The organism is Catenovulum maritimum, assembly GCF_001050375.1.
In the GTDB taxonomy this organism is placed as follows: Bacteria; Pseudomonadota; Gammaproteobacteria; order Enterobacterales; family Alteromonadaceae; genus Catenovulum; species Catenovulum maritimum.
Window position 1 is genome coordinate 17734 of record NZ_KQ130496.1, and the last position, 18796, is coordinate 36529.

General features: G+C 38.7%; 18 protein-coding genes. 9 read left to right on the forward strand and 9 right to left on the reverse strand.

Annotated elements, in window-relative coordinates; translation table 11 throughout:
* Positions 1-74: 74 nt before the first annotated feature.
* Positions 75-1394 (forward strand): amino-acid N-acetyltransferase, encoded by a 1320-nt coding sequence (argA, locus tag XM47_RS13665; RefSeq protein ID WP_048693762.1) that lies wholly within the window; start codon positions 75-77, stop codon positions 1392-1394.
* 21 nt (positions 1395-1415) lie between these two features.
* Here argA and XM47_RS13670 read toward each other — a convergent pair whose 3' ends face one another.
* On the reverse strand, positions 1416-1925 hold the full coding sequence (locus XM47_RS13670; RefSeq protein ID WP_048693601.1) for a MarR family winged helix-turn-helix transcriptional regulator: 510 nt from the start codon (positions 1923-1925) through the stop codon (positions 1416-1418).
* 178 nt (positions 1926-2103) lie between these two features.
* Between XM47_RS13670 and putP the strand changes: the two genes are divergently transcribed.
* Both putP and proB read left to right on the forward strand, forming a co-directional pair.
* Entirely contained in the window at positions 2104-3600 is a 1497-nt protein-coding gene (gene putP, locus XM47_RS13675; RefSeq protein WP_048693604.1) for a sodium/proline symporter PutP, read from the forward strand.
* A 3-nt stretch (positions 3601-3603) separates the two neighbouring features.
* On the forward strand, positions 3604-4710 hold the full coding sequence (gene proB, locus XM47_RS13680) for a glutamate 5-kinase (protein WP_048693607.1): 1107 nt from the start codon (positions 3604-3606) through the stop codon (positions 4708-4710).
* Between the two features lie 21 nt (positions 4711-4731).
* Here proB and XM47_RS13685 read toward each other — a convergent pair whose 3' ends face one another.
* The 6 genes from XM47_RS13685 to XM47_RS13715 all read right to left on the reverse strand — a co-directional run bounded on the left by XM47_RS13685 (position 4732) and on the right by XM47_RS13715 (position 10117).
* The gene (locus XM47_RS13685) at positions 4732-4974 is read right to left on the reverse strand and encodes a hypothetical protein (RefSeq protein ID WP_048693610.1); all 243 of its coding nucleotides are present in this window, start codon (positions 4972-4974) and stop codon (positions 4732-4734) included.
* A gap of 468 nt (positions 4975-5442) precedes the next feature.
* Positions 5443-6102, reverse strand: a complete 660-nt coding sequence (locus XM47_RS13695; protein WP_048693614.1) for a dUTP diphosphatase — start codon at positions 6100-6102, stop codon at positions 5443-5445.
* A gap of 145 nt (positions 6103-6247) precedes the next feature.
* The gene (locus tag XM47_RS13700; protein ID WP_048693617.1) at positions 6248-6577 is read right to left on the reverse strand and encodes an antibiotic biosynthesis monooxygenase family protein; all 330 of its coding nucleotides are present in this window, start codon (positions 6575-6577) and stop codon (positions 6248-6250) included.
* A gap of 11 nt (positions 6578-6588) precedes the next feature.
* Positions 6589-7338 (reverse strand): SDR family oxidoreductase, encoded by a 750-nt coding sequence (locus XM47_RS13705; RefSeq protein WP_048693619.1) that lies wholly within the window; start codon positions 7336-7338, stop codon positions 6589-6591.
* Positions 7339-7657: 319 nt separating this feature from the next.
* Positions 7658-8746: a DUF21 domain-containing protein gene (locus XM47_RS13710; protein ID WP_281175816.1), complete on the reverse strand. Its 1089-nt coding sequence runs from the start codon at positions 8744-8746 to the stop codon at positions 7658-7660.
* Positions 8747-8773: 27 nt separating this feature from the next.
* A complete protein-coding gene (locus XM47_RS13715) occupies positions 8774-10117 on the reverse strand; it encodes a magnesium transporter (RefSeq protein ID WP_048693622.1) in 1344 nt (447 codons plus the stop codon).
* Between the two features lie 152 nt (positions 10118-10269).
* Between XM47_RS13715 and XM47_RS13720 the strand changes: the two genes are divergently transcribed.
* The 6 genes from XM47_RS13720 (at position 10270) to XM47_RS13745 (ending at position 14510) form a co-directional block, all read left to right on the forward strand.
* A complete protein-coding gene (locus tag XM47_RS13720) occupies positions 10270-10521 on the forward strand; it encodes a hypothetical protein (protein WP_048693624.1) in 252 nt (83 codons plus the stop codon).
* Positions 10518-11351, forward strand: coding sequence for a mechanosensitive ion channel family protein (locus XM47_RS13725; RefSeq protein ID WP_048693626.1), 834 nt, complete (start codon positions 10518-10520; stop codon positions 11349-11351). The genes XM47_RS13720 and XM47_RS13725 overlap by 4 nt, the downstream gene beginning before the upstream one ends.
* 35 nt (positions 11352-11386) lie before the next feature.
* Positions 11387-11965, forward strand: coding sequence for a sigma-70 family RNA polymerase sigma factor (locus tag XM47_RS13730; protein ID WP_048693628.1), 579 nt, complete (start codon positions 11387-11389; stop codon positions 11963-11965).
* Between the two features lie 84 nt (positions 11966-12049).
* Entirely contained in the window at positions 12050-12955 is a 906-nt protein-coding gene (gene rimK, locus XM47_RS13735) for a 30S ribosomal protein S6--L-glutamate ligase (protein WP_048693630.1), read from the forward strand.
* 4 nt (positions 12956-12959) lie between these two features.
* Positions 12960-13994: a succinylglutamate desuccinylase/aspartoacylase family protein gene (locus tag XM47_RS13740; RefSeq protein ID WP_048693632.1), complete on the forward strand. Its 1035-nt coding sequence runs from the start codon at positions 12960-12962 to the stop codon at positions 13992-13994.
* Between the two features lie 9 nt (positions 13995-14003).
* Positions 14004-14510, forward strand: coding sequence for a DUF1439 domain-containing protein (locus tag XM47_RS13745; protein ID WP_048693633.1), 507 nt, complete (start codon positions 14004-14006; stop codon positions 14508-14510).
* A 61-nt stretch (positions 14511-14571) separates the two neighbouring features.
* Here the strand turns inward: XM47_RS13745 and XM47_RS13750 are convergent, their stop codons facing one another.
* Entirely contained in the window at positions 14572-17244 is a 2673-nt protein-coding gene (locus XM47_RS13750; RefSeq protein ID WP_048693635.1) for an SdrD B-like domain-containing protein, read from the reverse strand.
* Between the two features lie 55 nt (positions 17245-17299).
* Positions 17300-18766 (reverse strand): glycoside hydrolase family 27 protein, encoded by a 1467-nt coding sequence (locus tag XM47_RS13755; RefSeq protein ID WP_048693636.1) that lies wholly within the window; start codon positions 18764-18766, stop codon positions 17300-17302.
* Positions 18767-18796: the final 30 nt, after the last annotated feature.

An 18796-nucleotide genomic window follows, 5' to 3' on the forward strand; every position in this document is an offset into this window, starting at 1 on the left:
AGTCAATTGACTCGCTTTTTGGTATAAGAAAGTAACAAAACTGTAAAGCAAGAATTTATATGTTAGATAAACAAGTGCGTACCACCGAAATCGTTGCTGGCTTTCGCCAATCAGCGCCTTATGTAAATGCTCACAGGGGGAAAACCTTTGTTGTTGTATTGGGTGGTGAAACCATACAACAGGCTGAGTTTCATGAAATTATCAATGATATTGCTTTGTTGCATAGCCTAGGTATTAAAATTGTTTTGGTTTACGGTGCTCGTCCGCAAATATCGAGTGCACTTGAATCTAACCAGCTAACCTCTTCCTTTCATAAAAGTATACGCATAACCGACGACTCAACACTTGGGTTAATTAAACAGGTTGCCGGCGGCTTAATGCTAGATATTACCGCTAGGCTTTCAATGAGCCTAAGTAATACCCCAATGCAAGGTGCTCAAATCAACGTAGTCAGTGGTAACTTTGTCATTGCTCAACCAATTGGGGTCGATGATGGCATTGATTATCATCACAGTGGTAAAGTGAGACGAATTGATGTCGCAGGTATTAAACGCCAGTTGGACAACAATTGTATTGTGGTGATGGGACCGATTGCTGCGTCAATCACAGGTGAGAGCTTTAATTTGACCGCTGAAGAAGTCGCGACGCAAGTCGCAATTAAATTATCAGCCGATAAGATGATAGGTTTTAGCGAAGCTAATGGTGTGTTTAATAAAGACGGTAAAATTATAGCTGAGCTAATGCCAAATAAAGCGGAATCTATCTACCATAAAATGGTCGATAATGAAGAAGGCTGCTCTAGCTTACGCGCTTTTTTAAGAGCATCCGTGACTGCCGCAAGGGCAGGCGTGCCAAGATGTCACCTTGTCAGTCATCAAATTAATGGTTCATTACTACAAGAGCTTTTCTCTCGTGATGGTATTGGTACGCAAATCGTTACTGAGCCTGCAGAGCGTTTACGTGCCGCTAGCATTAGTGACATTGGCGGTATTATCGATTTAATTCGCCCGCTAGAAGATCAAGGTTTATTGGTTCGTCGCTCGCGCGAACAATTAGAAATGGAAATCGATCACTTTATTTTGATTGAACGTGATGGCTTAGTTATCGCCTGTGCTGCTTTATATCCGTTTAATGAAGAATCTTGTGGTGAGATGTCATGCTTGGCGGTACATCCAGAATATAGAGACGCCGATCGCGGTCAAACTTTATTAAAGCATATTGTACTAAAAGCGCGTCAACGCAATTACGAAAAAGTATTTGCCTTAACGACTCGTAGCATTCACTGGTTTTTAGAACATGGCTTTAAAATTGGGAAGGTTGAAGACTTACCACAGCAAAAACAAAAACTTTATAACTACCAAAGATTATCAAAAATACTGACTTTAGAGCTCTAAAATCAATCTGAAAATCCAGTTTTAAGTGGCTTCATCAAGCTGAATTTGAGCTTGTATATCTTTAGTCTGGATCTGACCTATCTCTAAGATTGGTGCTGCATCGATAGACTCAGCATCCATCATGCTTGCGATACGCTGTACGCTCGACATCAACATCATTTGTTCCCATTCTTCTAATCCTTCAAAGCGAGTCACAAAGTGCGATTGGAGTGCTTTGGGGGCATTTTTTAATATAGCTTCGCCTTGCTCTGCTAAATATAAACCAACGCGTCGTTTGTCATCTTCAAATCGTTGACGTTTGATAAATTGTTTTTGTTCTAATCTATCTAAAATACTGGTTACTGTTGCTGAGCTTAAATTGATACTCTCAGCTAAGTTTTTCACCATAATGCCAGGTTGGACTGAAACCGCTTGCATTATGATGAGCTGCGAGCTGGTCAGTCCTGTTTCTTTACTGAGTTTTTTCGAATACAAATCGATGGCTCGGATAACTCGCCTAAGAGACGTTAGCAATACTTCGTAGTTTTCCATCAATAACCTTTTAAGAGGGGAATATAATAATTGTTAGTACTCTAATTAATTATTTGTCTGATTTCCAATCAATTCTGTCCTCGGTTAGCAAAAAACTTCAGCTTGTGCTAATATTCGCCCCGAATATTAGTTTGTATTCTAATTAAATGCCAAATCAGATGGAATAAATATTAATCAAATGCATTATTATAGTTATATATCTTTATTTTTATATTTCGCCGTTATGCTCGCAATAGGATTGTTTGCATATCGAAAATCAACAGCAAATGTTTCAGATTACTTACTCGGTGGGCGTAAAGTCAGTCCCCAAGTTACCGCGCTTTCTGCAGGGGCTTCAGACATGAGTGGCTGGATGCTAATGGGGTTGCCTGGTGCCATGTTTACCGTTGGCTTAGATATTATCTGGGTTGCATTTGGTTTATTAGTCGGTGCTTTTTTAAATTACTTGTATGTCGCGCCCAAATTAAGAGGGTTTACCGAGTTTTTTGATGATGCTCTGACCATACCTGATTTTTTTGCCAAGCGTTTTAATAAGCCTGATAGTTCAATTAGGCTGATATCCGCAACCGTTATCATAATATTTTTCACCTTGTATACCTCTTCTGGTTTAGTCGCAGGCGGTAAATTGTTTGAGAGCTCTTTCGGTTTAGATTACCAACTAGGTTTGCTTGTGACAGCATCTATTGTAGTAGCCTACACTGTATTGGGTGGTTTTTTAGCGGTTAGCCTGACGGATTTTGTACAAGGCTGCATTATGTTTGTTGCTTTAGTGCTAGTACCAGTTGTTGCCTTTTTCAATTTTGATAGCTTGGCTGATTTAAACCAAGCTGGGTTTAGTACTATAGCTGGTTTTGATCAGTTTATTGCTAACGCGACCATACTGGGTGTTATTTCAAGTATGGCTTGGGGCTTAGGCTATTTTGGTCAACCCCATATAATTGTTAGGTTTATGGCAGTACGCTCTGTTAGTGACATCAAAACCACTCGACGAATTGGCATGAGTTGGATGTCGGTAACATTAATTGGTGCACTTGCGACAGGCTTTACTGGTGTAGCTTATATCAATAAATTTAATGTGAGTCTGACAGATCCAGAAACAATATTTATCTACTTTTCTCAGGTGTTGTTTCATCCGTTAATTAGTGGCTTTTTATTAGCTGCAATTTTGGCGGCCATTATGAGTACGATTTCGTCTCAATTATTAGTCTCTTCAAGTTCTCTAACTGAAGATGCACTTAAAAGATTTAGTAAAAAAGAATTTACGCAATCTCAACTGGTTGTTTATGGTCGAGTTTGTGTCGCACTTGTTGCGCTTGTCGCAGCAGGTTTAGCTTGGGATGCAAGTAATAGCATTCTGAGTTTAGTGAGTAATGCTTGGGCAGGCTTTGGTGCAGCCTTTGGGCCGTTAGTTTTATTTAGTCTTTACTGGAAAAGCTTAACCCACCGAGCCGCAATAGCGGGTATGTTATCAGGCGCAGCAACTGTGCTTATTTGGATATATCTACCTGTATTGGAAAATGAACAGACATTAAGTTCTGTTATGTATGAAATTGTCCCAGGCTTTATCGTTAGTAGTCTAACGATTGTCTTAGTGAGTTTGTTTGATAGCAAGCAAACAGAAAACTATCGAGCGCTTTATCAAAGTGCTGAACAAAAAATGCAGGAAACTTATTAAATTATGCAAATTAGTAAATGGAAACGTATCGTTATTAAAGTTGGTAGTGCGTTAATTGCTCCACATGGTAATGGTTGTAGCTCTCATTATCTATTAAGCATTGCGCAGTTTATTGTTCGTTGTCGCGAACAAAATATTGAAGTCGTGTTGGTATCGTCAGGCTCTATTGCCGCTGGCAGCCACTTATTCCCTGGCGAAGTGAAAAATATCGCAACCAAAAAAGCGATGGCCGCTGCAGGGCAAACTGAAATGATGGCAACTTGGGATAAATTATTTGATTTCCCTACCGCGCAAATACTTTTAACTCATGCCGATTTAAAAGACAGAGAAAGATACACGAGTGTTCGAGAAACCTTATTCTCTTTATTAGAGTATGGCTTATTACCTATAGTTAATGAAAATGACACTATAGTTACAGACAAGCTTAAAGTAGGTGACAATGACAATTTGTCAGCCATGATAGCAACAGCTGCAGATGCTGACGCCTTGATTATTTGCTCTGATATTGATGGCCTATATACAGCCAACCCGCAAGTTGATAAAAAGGCTAAATTGATCCCTCAGGTTGCTGAAATCAATGATGAGATTTATGCAATGGCCGGCGGTGTAACTAGCTCTGTTGGTACTGGTGGTATGAAAACCAAGATACAGGCAGCAAAAAAAGCAGTCTCACACGGTATCACCACTTATATTGTAAATGGTTTTACTGAGCAATCGTTTAATACCCTATTGCAAGGTGGCAATCCTGGTACGGTTTTCTTACCGGAGCAAAATCCGTTAAAAGAAAATATTCACTGGATGACCCATACGGCTTCTGCTCAGGGAGAGGTTGTGATTGATTGTAATAGCTCACCAGAGCTTGCAGATGATCCAAGTAAACTCAAATCAGAAGAAATCGTTTCTGTTAATGGTGAGTTTGCGATAGGTGATACTGTGTTGCTAACTAACAATGATGGAACTAAAGTGGCTAAAGCTGAGGTTAACTATAGTAGTTGCTTGTTGAGTTACTTAAGTGAGCAAACGCTTGATGTGGAAGCTCAGGAAAATTTAACGACTAAAGGTCCTATTATTTCAGATAAAAATATCGCGATATTAAATAAATCTGAATAACAGCCGAAACGATAGCAGCAACTATCTTGTTAAAGAGGATATTTGCTGCTGTTTAAACCAGCCTTTATGATTACCTTTCTCATCAATCAATAAATATTCTGGTGGGTATCCAGGTAGTTGAGCTGTTCTAAATACTGAAGCTTTTACTGTGTCACCAGTAATGGTTTTAGCGATTACATACGAGCCTATTTTCAACTTTGTCGGTACTATTTTGTACAGTAAAGCACGCCATGAATGAATTAAATATTCTTTTATATATGTCACGCTAACCTCCTTTTACGTATCATTAAATTATCCTAGAGATCTTTATTTCCACTTTTCTACGTTATTACTAGCTAGCTTCCAGCTAGTGTATAAAGCAAAGTTTGCTCTGCTCTGAAAGTTGTATTAAATCTGAGTTGACTTAAGTTTGGACGCAACGGACCAAATGAAAATATTAGAAATAATGAATAAAAGTACAAAACTGATAACCCAGTGCGATAACTCAGCGGGAAATAGGCTAATTTGGTTATAGGCTTTAAATCCCATTAAGGATACAAGGGCTGCCACAATCAGAATTAAAATACTGGGTTTAAACATATTCATCTCCTTAGGTCTCAGAATAAGGATAGAATACACTTATTTTTATCTTTGTAAATGATAATTGTTATCATTTGTGTTTGTGGGTTGGAAATAGGTGGGTAATAGTCGCCCAATTCGTTAAATTGGGCGCAGACACTCAATTATCCGCTATTAGGCCGGATTGAGAGACTGATAACGTTGGACTAGCTCATCGTACAAATCAGTTTGATAGCTTGCCGATTTCACATCCAATGCCGCCATAGCTTCTACTAGGTGTTCATTGTCTTCGCGGCCAGCCCAGATTTTTACGTAAGTTCCTTCTTTATAGCCATTATCTTGGCGGAAAAAGTTGAGTACATTCTTACTTACATACTGAGCGTATAAGTCGTCCCAGTTCATTTGGCAGTCTGTTAATAAAGCTGAAAATAAGCCTAAGTCGTAACGTTTTGCTGCAGCTAAACCTATAGTGAGTTCTAACTTTTCTAATAGGTTTAATTCGCTATAGGTGTATTCAACACCATCAAATGTCAGACTGGTTGAATCCAATTCAGCTAAAACATCATTTAATGCTTTAGCTTGGTCGCCTTCGTGCTTAATCAAGATAGCGGATAAAATAAAGTGCCAAATATCAACAAGCTCCATTTGAAGTTGCTCAAGATCGCAATCTTGTTTTTTCCACCACTTCCAACCATGGTGCTCAATTGCCTCTGCAGCTTCAATGACAACAGCACGTAAAAATGGTGATTTTACTGCAATCCAGTCAGGATTTACTTTTGCATTCATTTTATCTTGTAAAGCCAGCATAGTAGCGGCTTGGGTTGACGCAAGCATTGAAGCTCCTCTTATTCATGTATTTTTGCTAGTTAACCTGGGTGCTATGTATGGATTCCACCAAAGGAGCTCATACATAGAATTTAGGTTAGTTTAATCTACTGTGAGATTTAGTGCAGCGCTTTTTATTGATTAAGAGGGGAATTTACTCAGCTTCAAAGTCATACTCCATTTCAACTTTTGCGATTTTTACTGAGTAAGCTTGATACCATTTCTCTCTACCTAGGGCTTGTGCTAGTTTATGATCTGCGTGGTTTTTCCATTGCTTTATTGTGTCTAAATCTCGCCAATATGAAACTGTAATACCAACGTCATTTCTCGCAGAATCTAGGCCTAAAAAGGCGGGATACTCGTTTGCGAGCTGATGCATTCTATCTGCTGCATCAGCATAGCCAAATGGATCTTGTTTGGTTCTAATCGAAGTAAAAATGACCGCATAATAAGGCGGCGTGAGTTGGGGGTTTAACTTAGTCATTTATTTTGTCACTAATTCTTTCTTTCGACATTAAAGCCAGCAAAGGTTTGTCTGGTTGGCATTAACTCGAGTTTGTTTACATTCATGTGTGGTGGTAAAGATGCGCTCCAATATATAGATTCAGCAATATCATCTGCTGTTAGCGGCTCCATTCCTTGATAAAAGTTGCTGGCTTTATCAACATCGCCTTTAAACCTCACGACGGCAAACTCAGTTTCGCAGTATCCAGGTTCAATGCAAGTAACACGTATATTCTTACCTGTAATATCGGCTCTAAGTTCTAATGAGAACATATTAACGAAAGCTTTAGTTGAGCCGTATACGTTAGAGCCGGGATATGGGTAAGTGCCAGCTGTCGAGCCTAGGTTGATGACATGACCCTGTTCTTGTTTAATAAACTTTGCCAGCACGGTTTTAGTTACGTACAGCAGGCCTTTTATATTCGTGTCTATCATGGTTTCCCAATCACTGATATCGCCTTCATCAAATTTATTTAAACCCAAGGCAAGTCCAGCATTATTCACTAGTGTATCTATTTTTTGCCATTGTTCAGGTAAAGATGAGATCGCTGATTCAACCGCTTTAAAGTCTCGTATATCAAATGCCAGTGGAAAAAAATTATCACCCAGTTCGGCTTGTAATGCTGATAATCTTTCCGCTCTTCGACCCGTTCCAATAACTTGCCAACCTTCTTTGATAAAGCGCTTTGCAGCCGCTTCGCCAAAACCTGCGGTTGCACCTGTGATTAATACAGTTTTCATGGTTTTCCTTACACTCAAAGTAAAATTGATAAAGACAAAATATCGTAAAAACAATTCATTGAATAGTATTGTTCAGCCTCTTTGAAATTATATTCAATATTCTGGATAAGCCTTATTGTAAGCTTTAATTGTGTTGTTGCGCATTTGGCGTATAGGCTGGTTTATTGAATCTTTATTTTATTTTTACTTCTTGAGAGATTTTTGATCTTAGAAAAAGCGAATTTTCTTACTTAATAGCTGGCTATTACGTAAGAATTCAAAGCTGTAATCAGGAGGAATCTCTCAAGAAACCAAGTTCTTATCTCGAACTTAGGTTAAATTAGGTATGAGCAATAATCTCAGTAGCCTCTTTACTATTTGATAAATTGTTCTGAGGCGTTATACCTTTTAACAATCTACCTAAAATATCGGCACCAGTTATAATTCGTGGTTTGTCACTCCAAACTAACACCGCATCAAACTCTATAGCGGCATCATGGTGTTTATCGTGTTCCTCTTTTGCTTTTAAGTGCCAAATAACATCACCTACGGTTAAGTTTGGATCTGTAATGACGAGTGGTCTGTGACAGTAATCATATAAATCAAAGGGTTCATCTAAATTATATAAAGCCGCTCTTAAGGCACCATCCGCATCCAAAATAAGATGAGGTTCATCACTTTCACTTGTTAATATAACCCAATTACGGCCACTTTTATTTATTTGCCTTAATAGCGGATCGTTAGAATCTCTCGTAATTTCTGGAAAAATAGGTAAGTCTACTTTTGTGGGTAGTTTAATAATTGACTCGGGATCAATTAATTCACCTTCTTGCGATACTTTGATGTCGTCAATTGCTAAAAAATTAAGGGCGCCAATACCTTCAACATGGTCTACATCAGCTTCGTCGGCTTCCACATGTTTTTTAATGACTCTTCGTAAATCTTTCTCACGAAGATAATCTATACCCTCTTTACCTAGCCAACCGTCTAAAATTAGAGCGCAAGGCTTAGCGACTGGAAATAATAGTATTTGATAAAAAAATAAAACCGGCGATAAAATTGATGCCATTCTCAGTGCATTTCTTGAGAAATAAGCTTGGGGTAATATTTCACCAAATATAGTAATAAAGCCAGTTGAAAAGGCAAAGGCGACAAATCCTGCTAGCGCTGAATCAGATAATAGCGTTAATAAGACGTTTATACCGACGTTGCCCCATAATATAGTGGTTAATAAAAAATTAGAATCTTCGCGTAGTCTTAAAATCTTTTGCGCAGCTTTATCGCCATTAGTCGCTTCAACTTCAAGTTGTAATCTACTCAATGAAAAAAATGCTAGGTTTAAACCAGAAAACATAGCTGACTGCGAAATACAAAAAATAATGCCAATCCAAATTAGCGCGTCAGTGCCTAATGAATTAAATATGTCCAAAGTGTTCTCCACAAACAAAAATGACTATTAAAGTAAAAAAATTGTGCCTAAGCCTAAAAATGCGACGAAGCCAACGATATCTGTGACTGTTGTTAAAATGACTGAACCAGACAAAGCGGGATCTAGCTTAGCTTTATCTAAAATGACAGGAATAATTACACCAGCCAAAGCTGCTGATAATATATTCATTAAAATAGCAACAGCGATGACTAAACCAATTAAGCTAGAGTCAAACCATAAATAAGCGACTATGCCTATTACGATTGCCCAAACAATCCCGTTGAGCGCACCGACGCTTAGTTCTTTAATCAACAAGGCTCTACAGTTAGCGCTATTTACTTGGTCTAGTGCTAATCCTCTAATAATGAGAGTTAAAGTTTGGCTACCTGCAATCCCTCCCATACTCGCAACAACAGGCATGAGCACAGCTAGCGCAACAACTTCTTGTAAGGTTGCTTCAAATAAGCCGATAAACCAGCTTGCCAAAAAGGCCGTTAATAAGTTGATGCCTAGCCATAAAGCTCGATTTTTAGCGCTTTTCTTTACGGGAGCGAATAAATCTTCATCTTCATCCATACCCGCACTTGCCATTAGTTGGTATTCGTAATATTCCTGAAGTAGATCACCTGCAGTTGTTACATCTACTTTACCCATAAGTTTGCCTTGTTCGTCGACAACCGGTAAGGCCGCAAAACCTGATTTTAAGACGTTGGTTGCAGATGAGCTACAATCTGCCGTTACTACTATGGTTGGTATGGTTTCTTCGGCAATATCTGACAATGGGATATGTTCTGGTGAACTGAGCAAATTAATGATTTTAACCGCTTCAGAAAATTGCCCATTCCTGTTTATTAAAAATATAGTGTCAGTATGCACTGCTATTTCTCGGCGTGCGATACGCATACCATCACGCACTTTCGCATTACTTGGCAGTACTAAAACGTCTTGACACATCCAGTGACCAATTTGTTCGTCTTCGTATTGATTTGCGTTTTGGAAGTATTGACGCTGTTGTTTATCCATTACGGATAAGGCGTTCTCTAATAATTCTCTAGGTAAAGAGTCAGCTAATTCAAGCAAATCTTCAGCGTCTATATCTTCAAAAATTCGAGTCCAATTGGATTCATCTGTTTCTGCTATTAATATTTCGCGCGGGTCAGCGCGCATTTGAACTAATACATCTAATTTTTTTCTATTAGGTACATTAACCCAAACTTTTAGTCTTTGATCCAGAGGCAAAGATTCTAGTAATAATGCTATTTCTTCTACATCTTGTGATGCAATTAAGTCTTCAATAGTTGAAGCAGAATCATTCTCAGCTTGCTCTGCTGCAACGACTTCCTCTATTAATTGAGGTAATTCATCTGCCATATTTAACCCTCTTAATTCTTTTATGTACGACTAACTTCGAATTAATAACGTAATTAACTACTAAAGAGTCACAATTTTTTTTATTATTTATGTGACTTTAAGTCTAATCGCCTCGTTTCTATAGTCAGGTTTGTAATTGCGAAGAACACTTTATGAATGAACAAGAACAAAATTTAAAAAAATTATTAGAAAATGGGGCTCCACCAGAGCCTAAACAGCCTTCTTTAAATAATGTAATAAAGCGTGCGCAACATATAAACAATGTTAAGGATATTGGAGGCTTATTTGTAAGTTGGTTTTGGGTGCTGTTACTTGGTTTAGGCTCAAATGCTTACACTCATTACCATAAAATAAATCGCAATAAACAATCAAAACCAATCCATAAAAAGGAACTAACCAAATGAATGTAACCTCTTGGTTTTCTGCTTTTACTGAGGCACTTAGTCAATTTTTATTACAGGTCGTTAATTACCTACCTCATATTTTAGCCACTTTGTTAATTGTTTTAGTTGGCTGGTTGCTTTCTAAATTATTAACTCAATGGTTAGCTAAACTACTGGCTAGAATCGGCTTTAATAAAGTAAGTGAGGGCATCGGCTTAAATAATTTATTGCAAAAAGTGGGTTTTCAACAAACTCCTTCAGAATTATGTGGCAGTTTAATTCATATCTTTATCATTTTAGGTATTCTTGTTGCTGCAGCATCTAGCTTAGGTTTTGATTCAATAAGTAATGTGTTCGATGCATTTATTTTATATGTGCCTAAAGTGGTTGGAGCGCTCATTATTACCTTATTAGGTTTGTTCATTGCTAATACAGTCAAAAGCCAATTAACCAAGACGTTAGATAATTTAGGCGTCGAATATAGCACTACAGCAGCACGTCTGGCTCAGGTCGTTATTTTATTTGTGACATTTTCACTTGCGGTCTCCCAGCTGCAAATTGAAACCGGATTATTAAATACAGTTTTCGCTGTTGTACTTGGCTGTGTAGGGTTAGCTATTGCATTAGCACTCGGTTTTGGGAGTAAAGATATTGCGAGCAACATGGTTTCCGGTATCTACGCTCGTGAGCAGCTATTACCAGGTGATGAAATAGAAATAGATGGTTTCACGGGTAACATAGTCGCCATTACAAATGTCACCACCATAATAGAAAATAAAAAAGGTCAACGTTTATCTGTGCCTAATAGTAGTTTAATTAATGGCCAATATAAATATAAGCCTTTAGCTTAATTCAAGCCTAAATTCATCATATAGAGCATTGACTGATGTCTTTTAACAGGCGAGGTGTGCCTGCTGCTTCGTTGAATCTATCAAAATTAGATGATGCAGAGTTAGTCAGGATCGCACAATTACAGCTCCCTTATGTAACGAGTGCGTATGAAGAGCTGTTTAACCGTTATTTCAAACAGGTTTACCACGTCTGCTACCGCTACTTAAACTCGGTTGAAGAAGCGGAGGAATGCGCCAATGATACAATGCTTAAAGTGTTTAATAATTTAAAACGTTATGAGGAAAGGGCAAATTTCAAGACTTGGCTATTTCGCATTGCACATAACTTATGTATGAGTTTGTTACGGAAAAAACAGCTAGATCAAGTCAGCATTGATGAAGCTATGGAGATAGAATCATCACCAATAGCGGAACATGGGGCGCATTCATCTTCAATTGAATTGTTATTAAATCAACTTAGTATAGATGATAGATCTATCATTATTTTTAGAGTAATTAGCGAATTAGAGTTTCAACAAATTTCTGATATTACTGGCTTAAAATTAAGTACCGTAAAAATGCGATGTAAGCGAGCATTGGAAAAACTTAATTTGATTTCAGAACAAAAAAATTAATTTAAAATATCGAACATACTTTGTGACTTTTTATAGATTCTCTTCGTTTAGGTTTGTATTAACTTAATTAATAAAGAGAATTCTATGAAAATTGCAGTCTTATCCCGTAACCCTAAGTTATATTCTACTCGTCGTTTAGTTGAAGCCGGACAAGCAAGGGGCCACGAAGTAGATGTTATTGATACACTTCACTGCTACATGGATATAACAAGTAACAATCCTGCGGTTCGCTTTAAAGGCGAACCATTGCCAAAATACGATGCAATTATCCCGCGTATAGGCGCCTCTGTGACGTTTTATGGTACTTCAGTTGTACGCCAATTTGAAATGATGGGTAGCTTCAGTGTCAATGAATCTGTTGCGATTAGCCGCTCACGTGACAAATTACGCTCAATGCAGTTACTTTCTCGTAAAGGTATCGGTTTGCCTCGTACAGGTTTTGCTCATAGCCCTGATAACATTAAAGACTTAATTAAGAACGTTGGTGGTGCCCCAGTTGTTATTAAATTACTTGAGGGTACTCAAGGAATCGGGGTGGTATTAGCTGAAACCAATAAAACGGCTGAAAGCATAATTGAAGCATTCATGGGGGTAAAAGCTAATATTCTAGTCCAAGAATTTATCAAAGAAGCAGATGGCGCTGATATCCGGTGCTTTGTTGTTGGAGATAAGGTTGTTGCGGCCATGAAACGCCAAGGTCAAGAAGGTGAATTCCGTTCTAACTTACATCGTGGTGGTACGGCGCAATTGATTAGATTAACTCGAGATGAACGTGCAACTGCAGTTGCAGCAGCTAAAGCTATGGGCCTAAATGTATGCGGTGTTGACTTATTGAGATCTAACCGTGGACCTGTGGTTATGGAAGTAAACTCATCTCCAGGTTTAGAAGGAATTGAGGTTGCAACAGATAAAGATGTTGCAGGCTTAATTTTTGAATTTATTGAAAATAAAGCTAATTTAGCGAGTACTCGTACTAAAGGTAAGGGTTAATACCATGGCTGACATCCTGCAAATTGGCGAACATAAGATAGGAATAGGCCAACGAGTAAAGCTTGAACTGCCGGTGGCTAGTTTATATTCAGATATTGATGTAACTATGCCGGTGGAAGTTATACGAGCACGTAAGCCTGGACCGACTTTATTTATTAGTGCAGCTATACATGGGGACGAACTCAATGGTATCGAGATCGTACGCCGCTTATTGTTACAAAAATCGTTTAAATTAAGCAAAGGAACACTTATCGCAGTTCCTGTTGTAAACGTCCACGGGCTTTTAAACCAAAGTCGATATTTACCAGATAGGCGAGATTTGAATCGTAGCTTTCCTGGGTCTGCGAAGGGGTCATTAGCAGGACGTTTAGCTCATTTATTTTTAAATGAAATAGTACACAAGTGCGATTATGGAATCGACTTACATACTGGAGCCATTCATCGTAGTAATTATCCGCAAGTTAGAGCTAATTTAGCGGATGAAGAGACTCAGATGCTAGCTCGCGCTTTTGGCGTTCCTGTATTACTTAATTCAGATTTACGAGATGGTTCGTTGCGTCAAATCGCGGCAGAAGAAGGCACTAAAATTCTGTTATACGAGGCTGGGCAAGCTTTGCGGTTTGATGAGTTATCAATTCGAGCTGGAATTAAAGGAATTATGAATGTAATGGTTCAACTTGGCATGTTACCACCTCGAAAAAGGTCTAAAACAGACAGAATAGAACCTTTTGTTGCTTACTCAAGCAGTTGGGTCAGAGCCAGTACCAGTGGAATGGTTCGTGATCTAAAAAAATTAGGGCAGCGCGTTAAAAAAGGAGAGGTCCTCGCTGAAATTTGTAGTCCAAATGGTAGTTTTATCGAGCCTATAGTCGCGACAAGAAGCGGCATTATTATAGGTAAGCAAAATATCCCATTGGTACAAGAAGGCTCCGCTATGTATCACGTTGCAAACTTTGAGCAAGTTGGTGACGTGGTGGAACACATTGAGCAATTGAACGATGCGTTTCAAAGCGAAGGTGAAATGTTAGATATTGAATAGGGGATAAACATGAAATTATTAAGAATTATATTTACTAGTTTTGTTTTATTTACTAGCAACCCAGTCCATTCGTTTGTTATTGAACTTAATGAAATTCAAATCAACAGCTTAATGTCGGTTTATTTTCCGCTTGCCTTTAATTATGAGCAAGCAGAGATACAATTGACGAACGCGAATGTAACTGTAAAAGGTGAAAACAAACGTCTACAAGTGACCGCACATTTTAAAATACAGCAAAGTGCTGATTTTATGATAGGCACAGTCACTGTCGATGGCCAAGTCGCTTATGATAAAGCCTTACATAAGCTACAAATTATAGAGCCAAAATTAATCAATGCGGATATTACAGAGTCTAGTTTTAAGCGTAATGATATTAACGATTGGCTGCAAAAAGCCTTTCATCACTCGTTACCTATTATTGTTCTGTTAGACTTTAAACAGCTCAATTTCAGAGGCTTAGCACTACAACCAGTTAGAGTCGAAGTACTAACGAAAAGTGTCTTAATTGAAATCTAGATCTTAAAAGCTCAGGATGAACTCCTGAGCTTATCGGTTCTGATATTAGCTCAAATTTAAATTAGTTTGCAGTAAAGACAGCTTCTATACTGACATCAGCAGAAGCATTGCTAACAGTATAGTTTGCTAGAGCACCTTTAGATTCTCCATTTACTAGGATATCTGATAATTTATAGCCAGTATCCGCTTTAAAGGTAAAGGTTTGCGATTTGCCCTCTAATATTTCCATACTGCCTTCTAGTGGTTTAATAGAGCCATTATCAGAACTAGTTAAAGAAATAGTATGCAGTTGTGTTGAACAACCATGATAAACAATGTTTTCGGTTGTTGCTGAATCTACACTGTTATAGCTATCTTGGTTTGAATTATCTAAGCACTTACCGTCGATCGTGACGTTGTTAAAACTGACATCAGATATTTTATACATATCGCCATTATCTAGTATTGTGCCTTCAATTAAACCTTTAGATGCCTTGGGTGTTTGTTGGTATCCACTGCCATCAAAAATAACCTGCTTACCAGTTACTGTGATATTTTCAAAATGAACACCTTGAACTTTACCTACGGTCGTGCGATTGGCGTGTTGATTATCAATTTTTAATTCGGCTTTATTTAACTGACTAGAGTTATTATGCAAATTAACTAAAGCTGGAATATTACCGTCAATATGTAAATTACGAATTAAGACATTGGTACCAGACATATCAAAGTCGATTTGTGACATAACAATACCATTGTTATTGCCTAATCCTCGCCACTCTGGATAAATAATATAGTTATTAATAAAAACGGAATTTTCAGTGTCATAACCACCATTCCAACCCAAAGTCACAATAGAGCCATTGCTGCCTTGCCACATGACAGTATCCGTAACGATAAGTGACTTGTTATAGAAAACGTCGTCAACGGCTTTAAAGAAACTTTTATCTATTATGTTTGGTTTGTTACCCCAAGGACGAGCGCCATCGTTATTAGCATGCCAACCCCACAGTTTAAAATGTCGGTAGGTGCTTTCATTACCTAAATTCACACCGTGACCAGCAGAATCACAAACTGCAACGCCTTCAATAATATTTCTATCACCACTTAAGCCGATAAGTGAAGCGCCTTCCTTGTATGAGTCTACGCCTAGTACACCACCATTAGTATCTAGTTTCTTTGCCCATTTAAAATCACGCCCAGAAAGGACACCACGACCGAATATTTTTACATCATTTACACTTGTGTATATACGCCCATGCACATAAGCGCCACCAGCAAAATAGACTTGTTGGCCATCAGATAAAACAGGTCCCATATTACTTACTGTTTCGGTTTTCCAGACGTTAGAATCAGACAAGTCTGGGTTGGTATCTTTGAATAAACGACCGAGATCATGATAGCCAGGTGGGAAGTAAATAGTATCCGCAGCTGTCATTTCAGCTTTAGTTGAAGTTTCAGAATAAACATGCACGCCTGCGTCATTCATATCTGGTATATCTTTTTCTTCAGGATCAGCAAAGAGCATAAAAGCGTGTCTGACAACCCCATCACTGGTTTGTTTATTGTCATCCGTTTTAAAATTAACGGCGACATATTTTTGTTCATCCATAGTGAAAGTGACTGACATACCATCAGCTGAAACGTTTGGAGTAATACCATAAGGTGATGGGACTATTTCAACATCTTGCGTGCCTGTTCCCCACAGCTTAGTAACCGTTACGTCGATAGGATCACAGAAACTAGAAGAAAAAGATGCCCTGTTAAATGTACGAATTTCCTCGGGCGTTATCGCTTTAAATTCTGAAACCCAAGAATCCGCTATTTCAATATCTTTAGAGATAGACTTAATGACTTGAGCAGGAATTGTTTTTCCGTTTTGGCTAAAGCTAACAGAGTACCTGTCAGATAGAAATGCTTCACTAGGTGCTGTCGGCCAGTCGTAAGTTTCGATACAAGTTGCTTTACCCGAGATTTCAATCTCACGAATACCCGCATCTATATCCATTAATACTTTGTCATCGGTTAACTTTATCATGGCGGTTAAGCCTGCGCCCGAAGCCGCTTTTGATTCAACATCACTATCAATTGAATCATCCGCGCCTTGATTCGCAGTAACAAACTCTTTAGTTGCGGTTGGTGCAGCAAATTGAACTTGATAGCTACCTGCTGCTATTTTTTCAAATTGATATTCACCTTGGCTATTCGATTGCGTTTGTTTTTCGATTTGGCCATTAGCATTGAGTAGCCAGATGTTGGCGTTTGCCACCCCAGGCTCTTGATCATCTAGGTTGTTTTTATTGTTATCGTTAAAGTATCTACCTGAAATTCCAGCAAAGACAGATGAGACAACTTCCGATTTTGATAACTTGATTAAATCAGTTTCACCTTGATTGTTGTTATTGGCTGTAACCACGTCACTATCTATAGTGTCGTTACCAATATTGGCCGAGACAAACGCATGATCAGAAATCGGAGCTGAAAACCTGACTTTATAGCTAGCGGCTTCAAGACGAGTAAAAGAAAATGTACCGTCTGAACTTGTTTTTGTCTGCTGAATGACTTGGTCAGAAGCATTTAATAGCCATACATCGGCTAAAGCTAGCCCAGATTCTACATCAAACTGATTATTGTTGTTTTCATCTATAAAGTAGCGCCCAGAAATAGACGCATTTGGGCTATTATCAATAGGTTCCGGTTGGCTATCTGAACCGCCGCCTCCGCCGCAACCAATTAAAGTACCTGCTAAGATCAAGCTAGAATACTTTACTGCAAAAAAATATTTTTCATTCTGTTTCCTATAATGCTTACTATGCGAATAATTTAAATATTTGAGCACCGTGAGGCGCGACATTAGTCGTGAATAAAGAATCAAACTTACCTAGATTACGTTTTTGCCATAAATCTCGAATGTTGGCGCCTTTGCCGAATGCAAACTGGGCTGGCGAAAATGAAATAGCTTGCTCATTGTCTGCTAGGTTAAATACGGCGACGAACTTTGCGCTTGATTGAGAATCTTCAGCAACCCAGATGATCTGCTCGTTTTGACGGCTAAATTGTTTCGGCTTTTGTCCAAACTGATTAACGTATAAAATTTCGTTATTGCTCAGGAGTGACTTTACGAACTCTGAGTTTTCGGGCATATGCCCACCCATCATTAATGGCGATCTGAATATGCTCCATAGTGTCATATGTGTATATTGCTCGGCCTCATTAAAATTGCTTATCCTAGGTATGCCTACCGGGCCGCGTTTTGCTAATGAACCTAATGCCAGCATATCTGCATCTGGGCCATAGCCTGTGCCCACTTCGTCTTGCCATTGAAAACACCAATCAAACTGCTTTTTCAGCTTTCCCCAATCATCCCAAAAGTCAGATGAAATACGCCATAGGTTGGCTGTTTGCTTTAGGTGCTCACGATCTTTATGCTTTAAAAACAGTGATAAACTCAAAACAATAGGTTTACCATTGTTATCAATTGCGTTACGCATAGCTTCGGCTTCTGTTTTACGATACGGACGTTTGGGGTTACCACTGTCTAGGTCATCCATTTTGATGTAATCCACATTCCATTCGTTGTATAGCTCAACAATAGAATCGTAGTATTCTTGTGCGCCAGGCTTTGACATATCAATGGCATACATGCTGTTTAACCAGCCGCATTGCATTTCTTCTCTAGTATCCGCAATCATAGAGGCATCTATACCCGGAGCGCCTTTAATTGGCGTTTTTGCCCAAACAGCTTGACGAGGTACACCGCGCATTACATGAATACCAAATTTTAACCCTAGGCTATGTATATAATCTGCTAATTCTTTAAAGCCATTACCTCGGGCTGCACTTGGAAATTTTTCAATAGCGGGCAGTAAACGGCCGTATTCATCCATGCCAAACCATGGCACAGGTGCATCATCTTTTTTTAATCTAAATTGAGGGGGATTACTTTGAATAGATCCTGGTGGGTGCGGGTAATACCAACAGTAATCGACGACTATGTACTCCCAGCCATATTTTTTCAGGTGCTTAGCCATGTAATCCGCATTGGCTCTTATTTCTGCTTCTTTGACAGCGGCACCAAAACAGTTGTAAGAATTCCAACCAAGTGGAGGGCGTTTCGCCCAGTCATGAAAATTGTCAGAATGAGGCTCATTACTTGATTGGTCATAGATTAAAGGCGTAGAGGCAGCAGCTAGATTATTTTTTGTCGTGCTACAACCAGCGAGTGCGGCACCTGCTGTACCAGCCACAACACCTGTCATAAACTCACGTCTGTTCATTTCAAACTCCACTTTGATTCATTAAATAAT

Bases quoted from the DNA above. Each gene is read 5' to 3' on its own strand.
- rimK (WP_048693630.1), top strand. From the start codon at position 12,050: ATGAAAATTGCAGTCTTATCCCGTAACCCTAAGTTATATTCTACTCGT.
- XM47_RS13705 (WP_048693619.1), bottom strand. From the start codon at position 7,338: ATGAAAACTGTATTAATCACAGGTGCAACCGCAGGTTTTGGCGAAGCG.
- XM47_RS13670 (WP_048693601.1), bottom strand. From the start codon at position 1,925: ATGGAAAACTACGAAGTATTGCTAACGTCTCTTAGGCGAGTTATCCGA.
- XM47_RS13720 (WP_048693624.1), top strand. From the start codon at position 10,270: ATGAATGAACAAGAACAAAATTTAAAAAAATTATTAGAAAATGGGGCT.
- XM47_RS13755 (WP_048693636.1), bottom strand. From the start codon at position 18,766: ATGAACAGACGTGAGTTTATGACAGGTGTTGTGGCTGGTACAGCAGGT.
- XM47_RS13700 (WP_048693617.1), bottom strand. From the start codon at position 6,577: ATGACTAAGTTAAACCCCCAACTCACGCCGCCTTATTATGCGGTCATT.
- putP (WP_048693604.1), top strand. From the start codon at position 2,104: ATGCATTATTATAGTTATATATCTTTATTTTTATATTTCGCCGTTATG.
- proB (WP_048693607.1), top strand. From the start codon at position 3,604: ATGCAAATTAGTAAATGGAAACGTATCGTTATTAAAGTTGGTAGTGCG.
- XM47_RS13715 (WP_048693622.1), bottom strand. From the start codon at position 10,117: ATGGCAGATGAATTACCTCAATTAATAGAGGAAGTCGTTGCAGCAGAG.
- XM47_RS13740 (WP_048693632.1), top strand. From the start codon at position 12,960: ATGGCTGACATCCTGCAAATTGGCGAACATAAGATAGGAATAGGCCAA.
- XM47_RS13745 (WP_048693633.1), top strand. From the start codon at position 14,004: ATGAAATTATTAAGAATTATATTTACTAGTTTTGTTTTATTTACTAGC.
- XM47_RS13730 (WP_048693628.1), top strand. From the start codon at position 11,387: ATGTCTTTTAACAGGCGAGGTGTGCCTGCTGCTTCGTTGAATCTATCA.
- XM47_RS13695 (WP_048693614.1), bottom strand. From the start codon at position 6,102: ATGCTTGCGTCAACCCAAGCCGCTACTATGCTGGCTTTACAAGATAAA.
- XM47_RS13725 (WP_048693626.1), top strand. From the start codon at position 10,518: ATGAATGTAACCTCTTGGTTTTCTGCTTTTACTGAGGCACTTAGTCAA.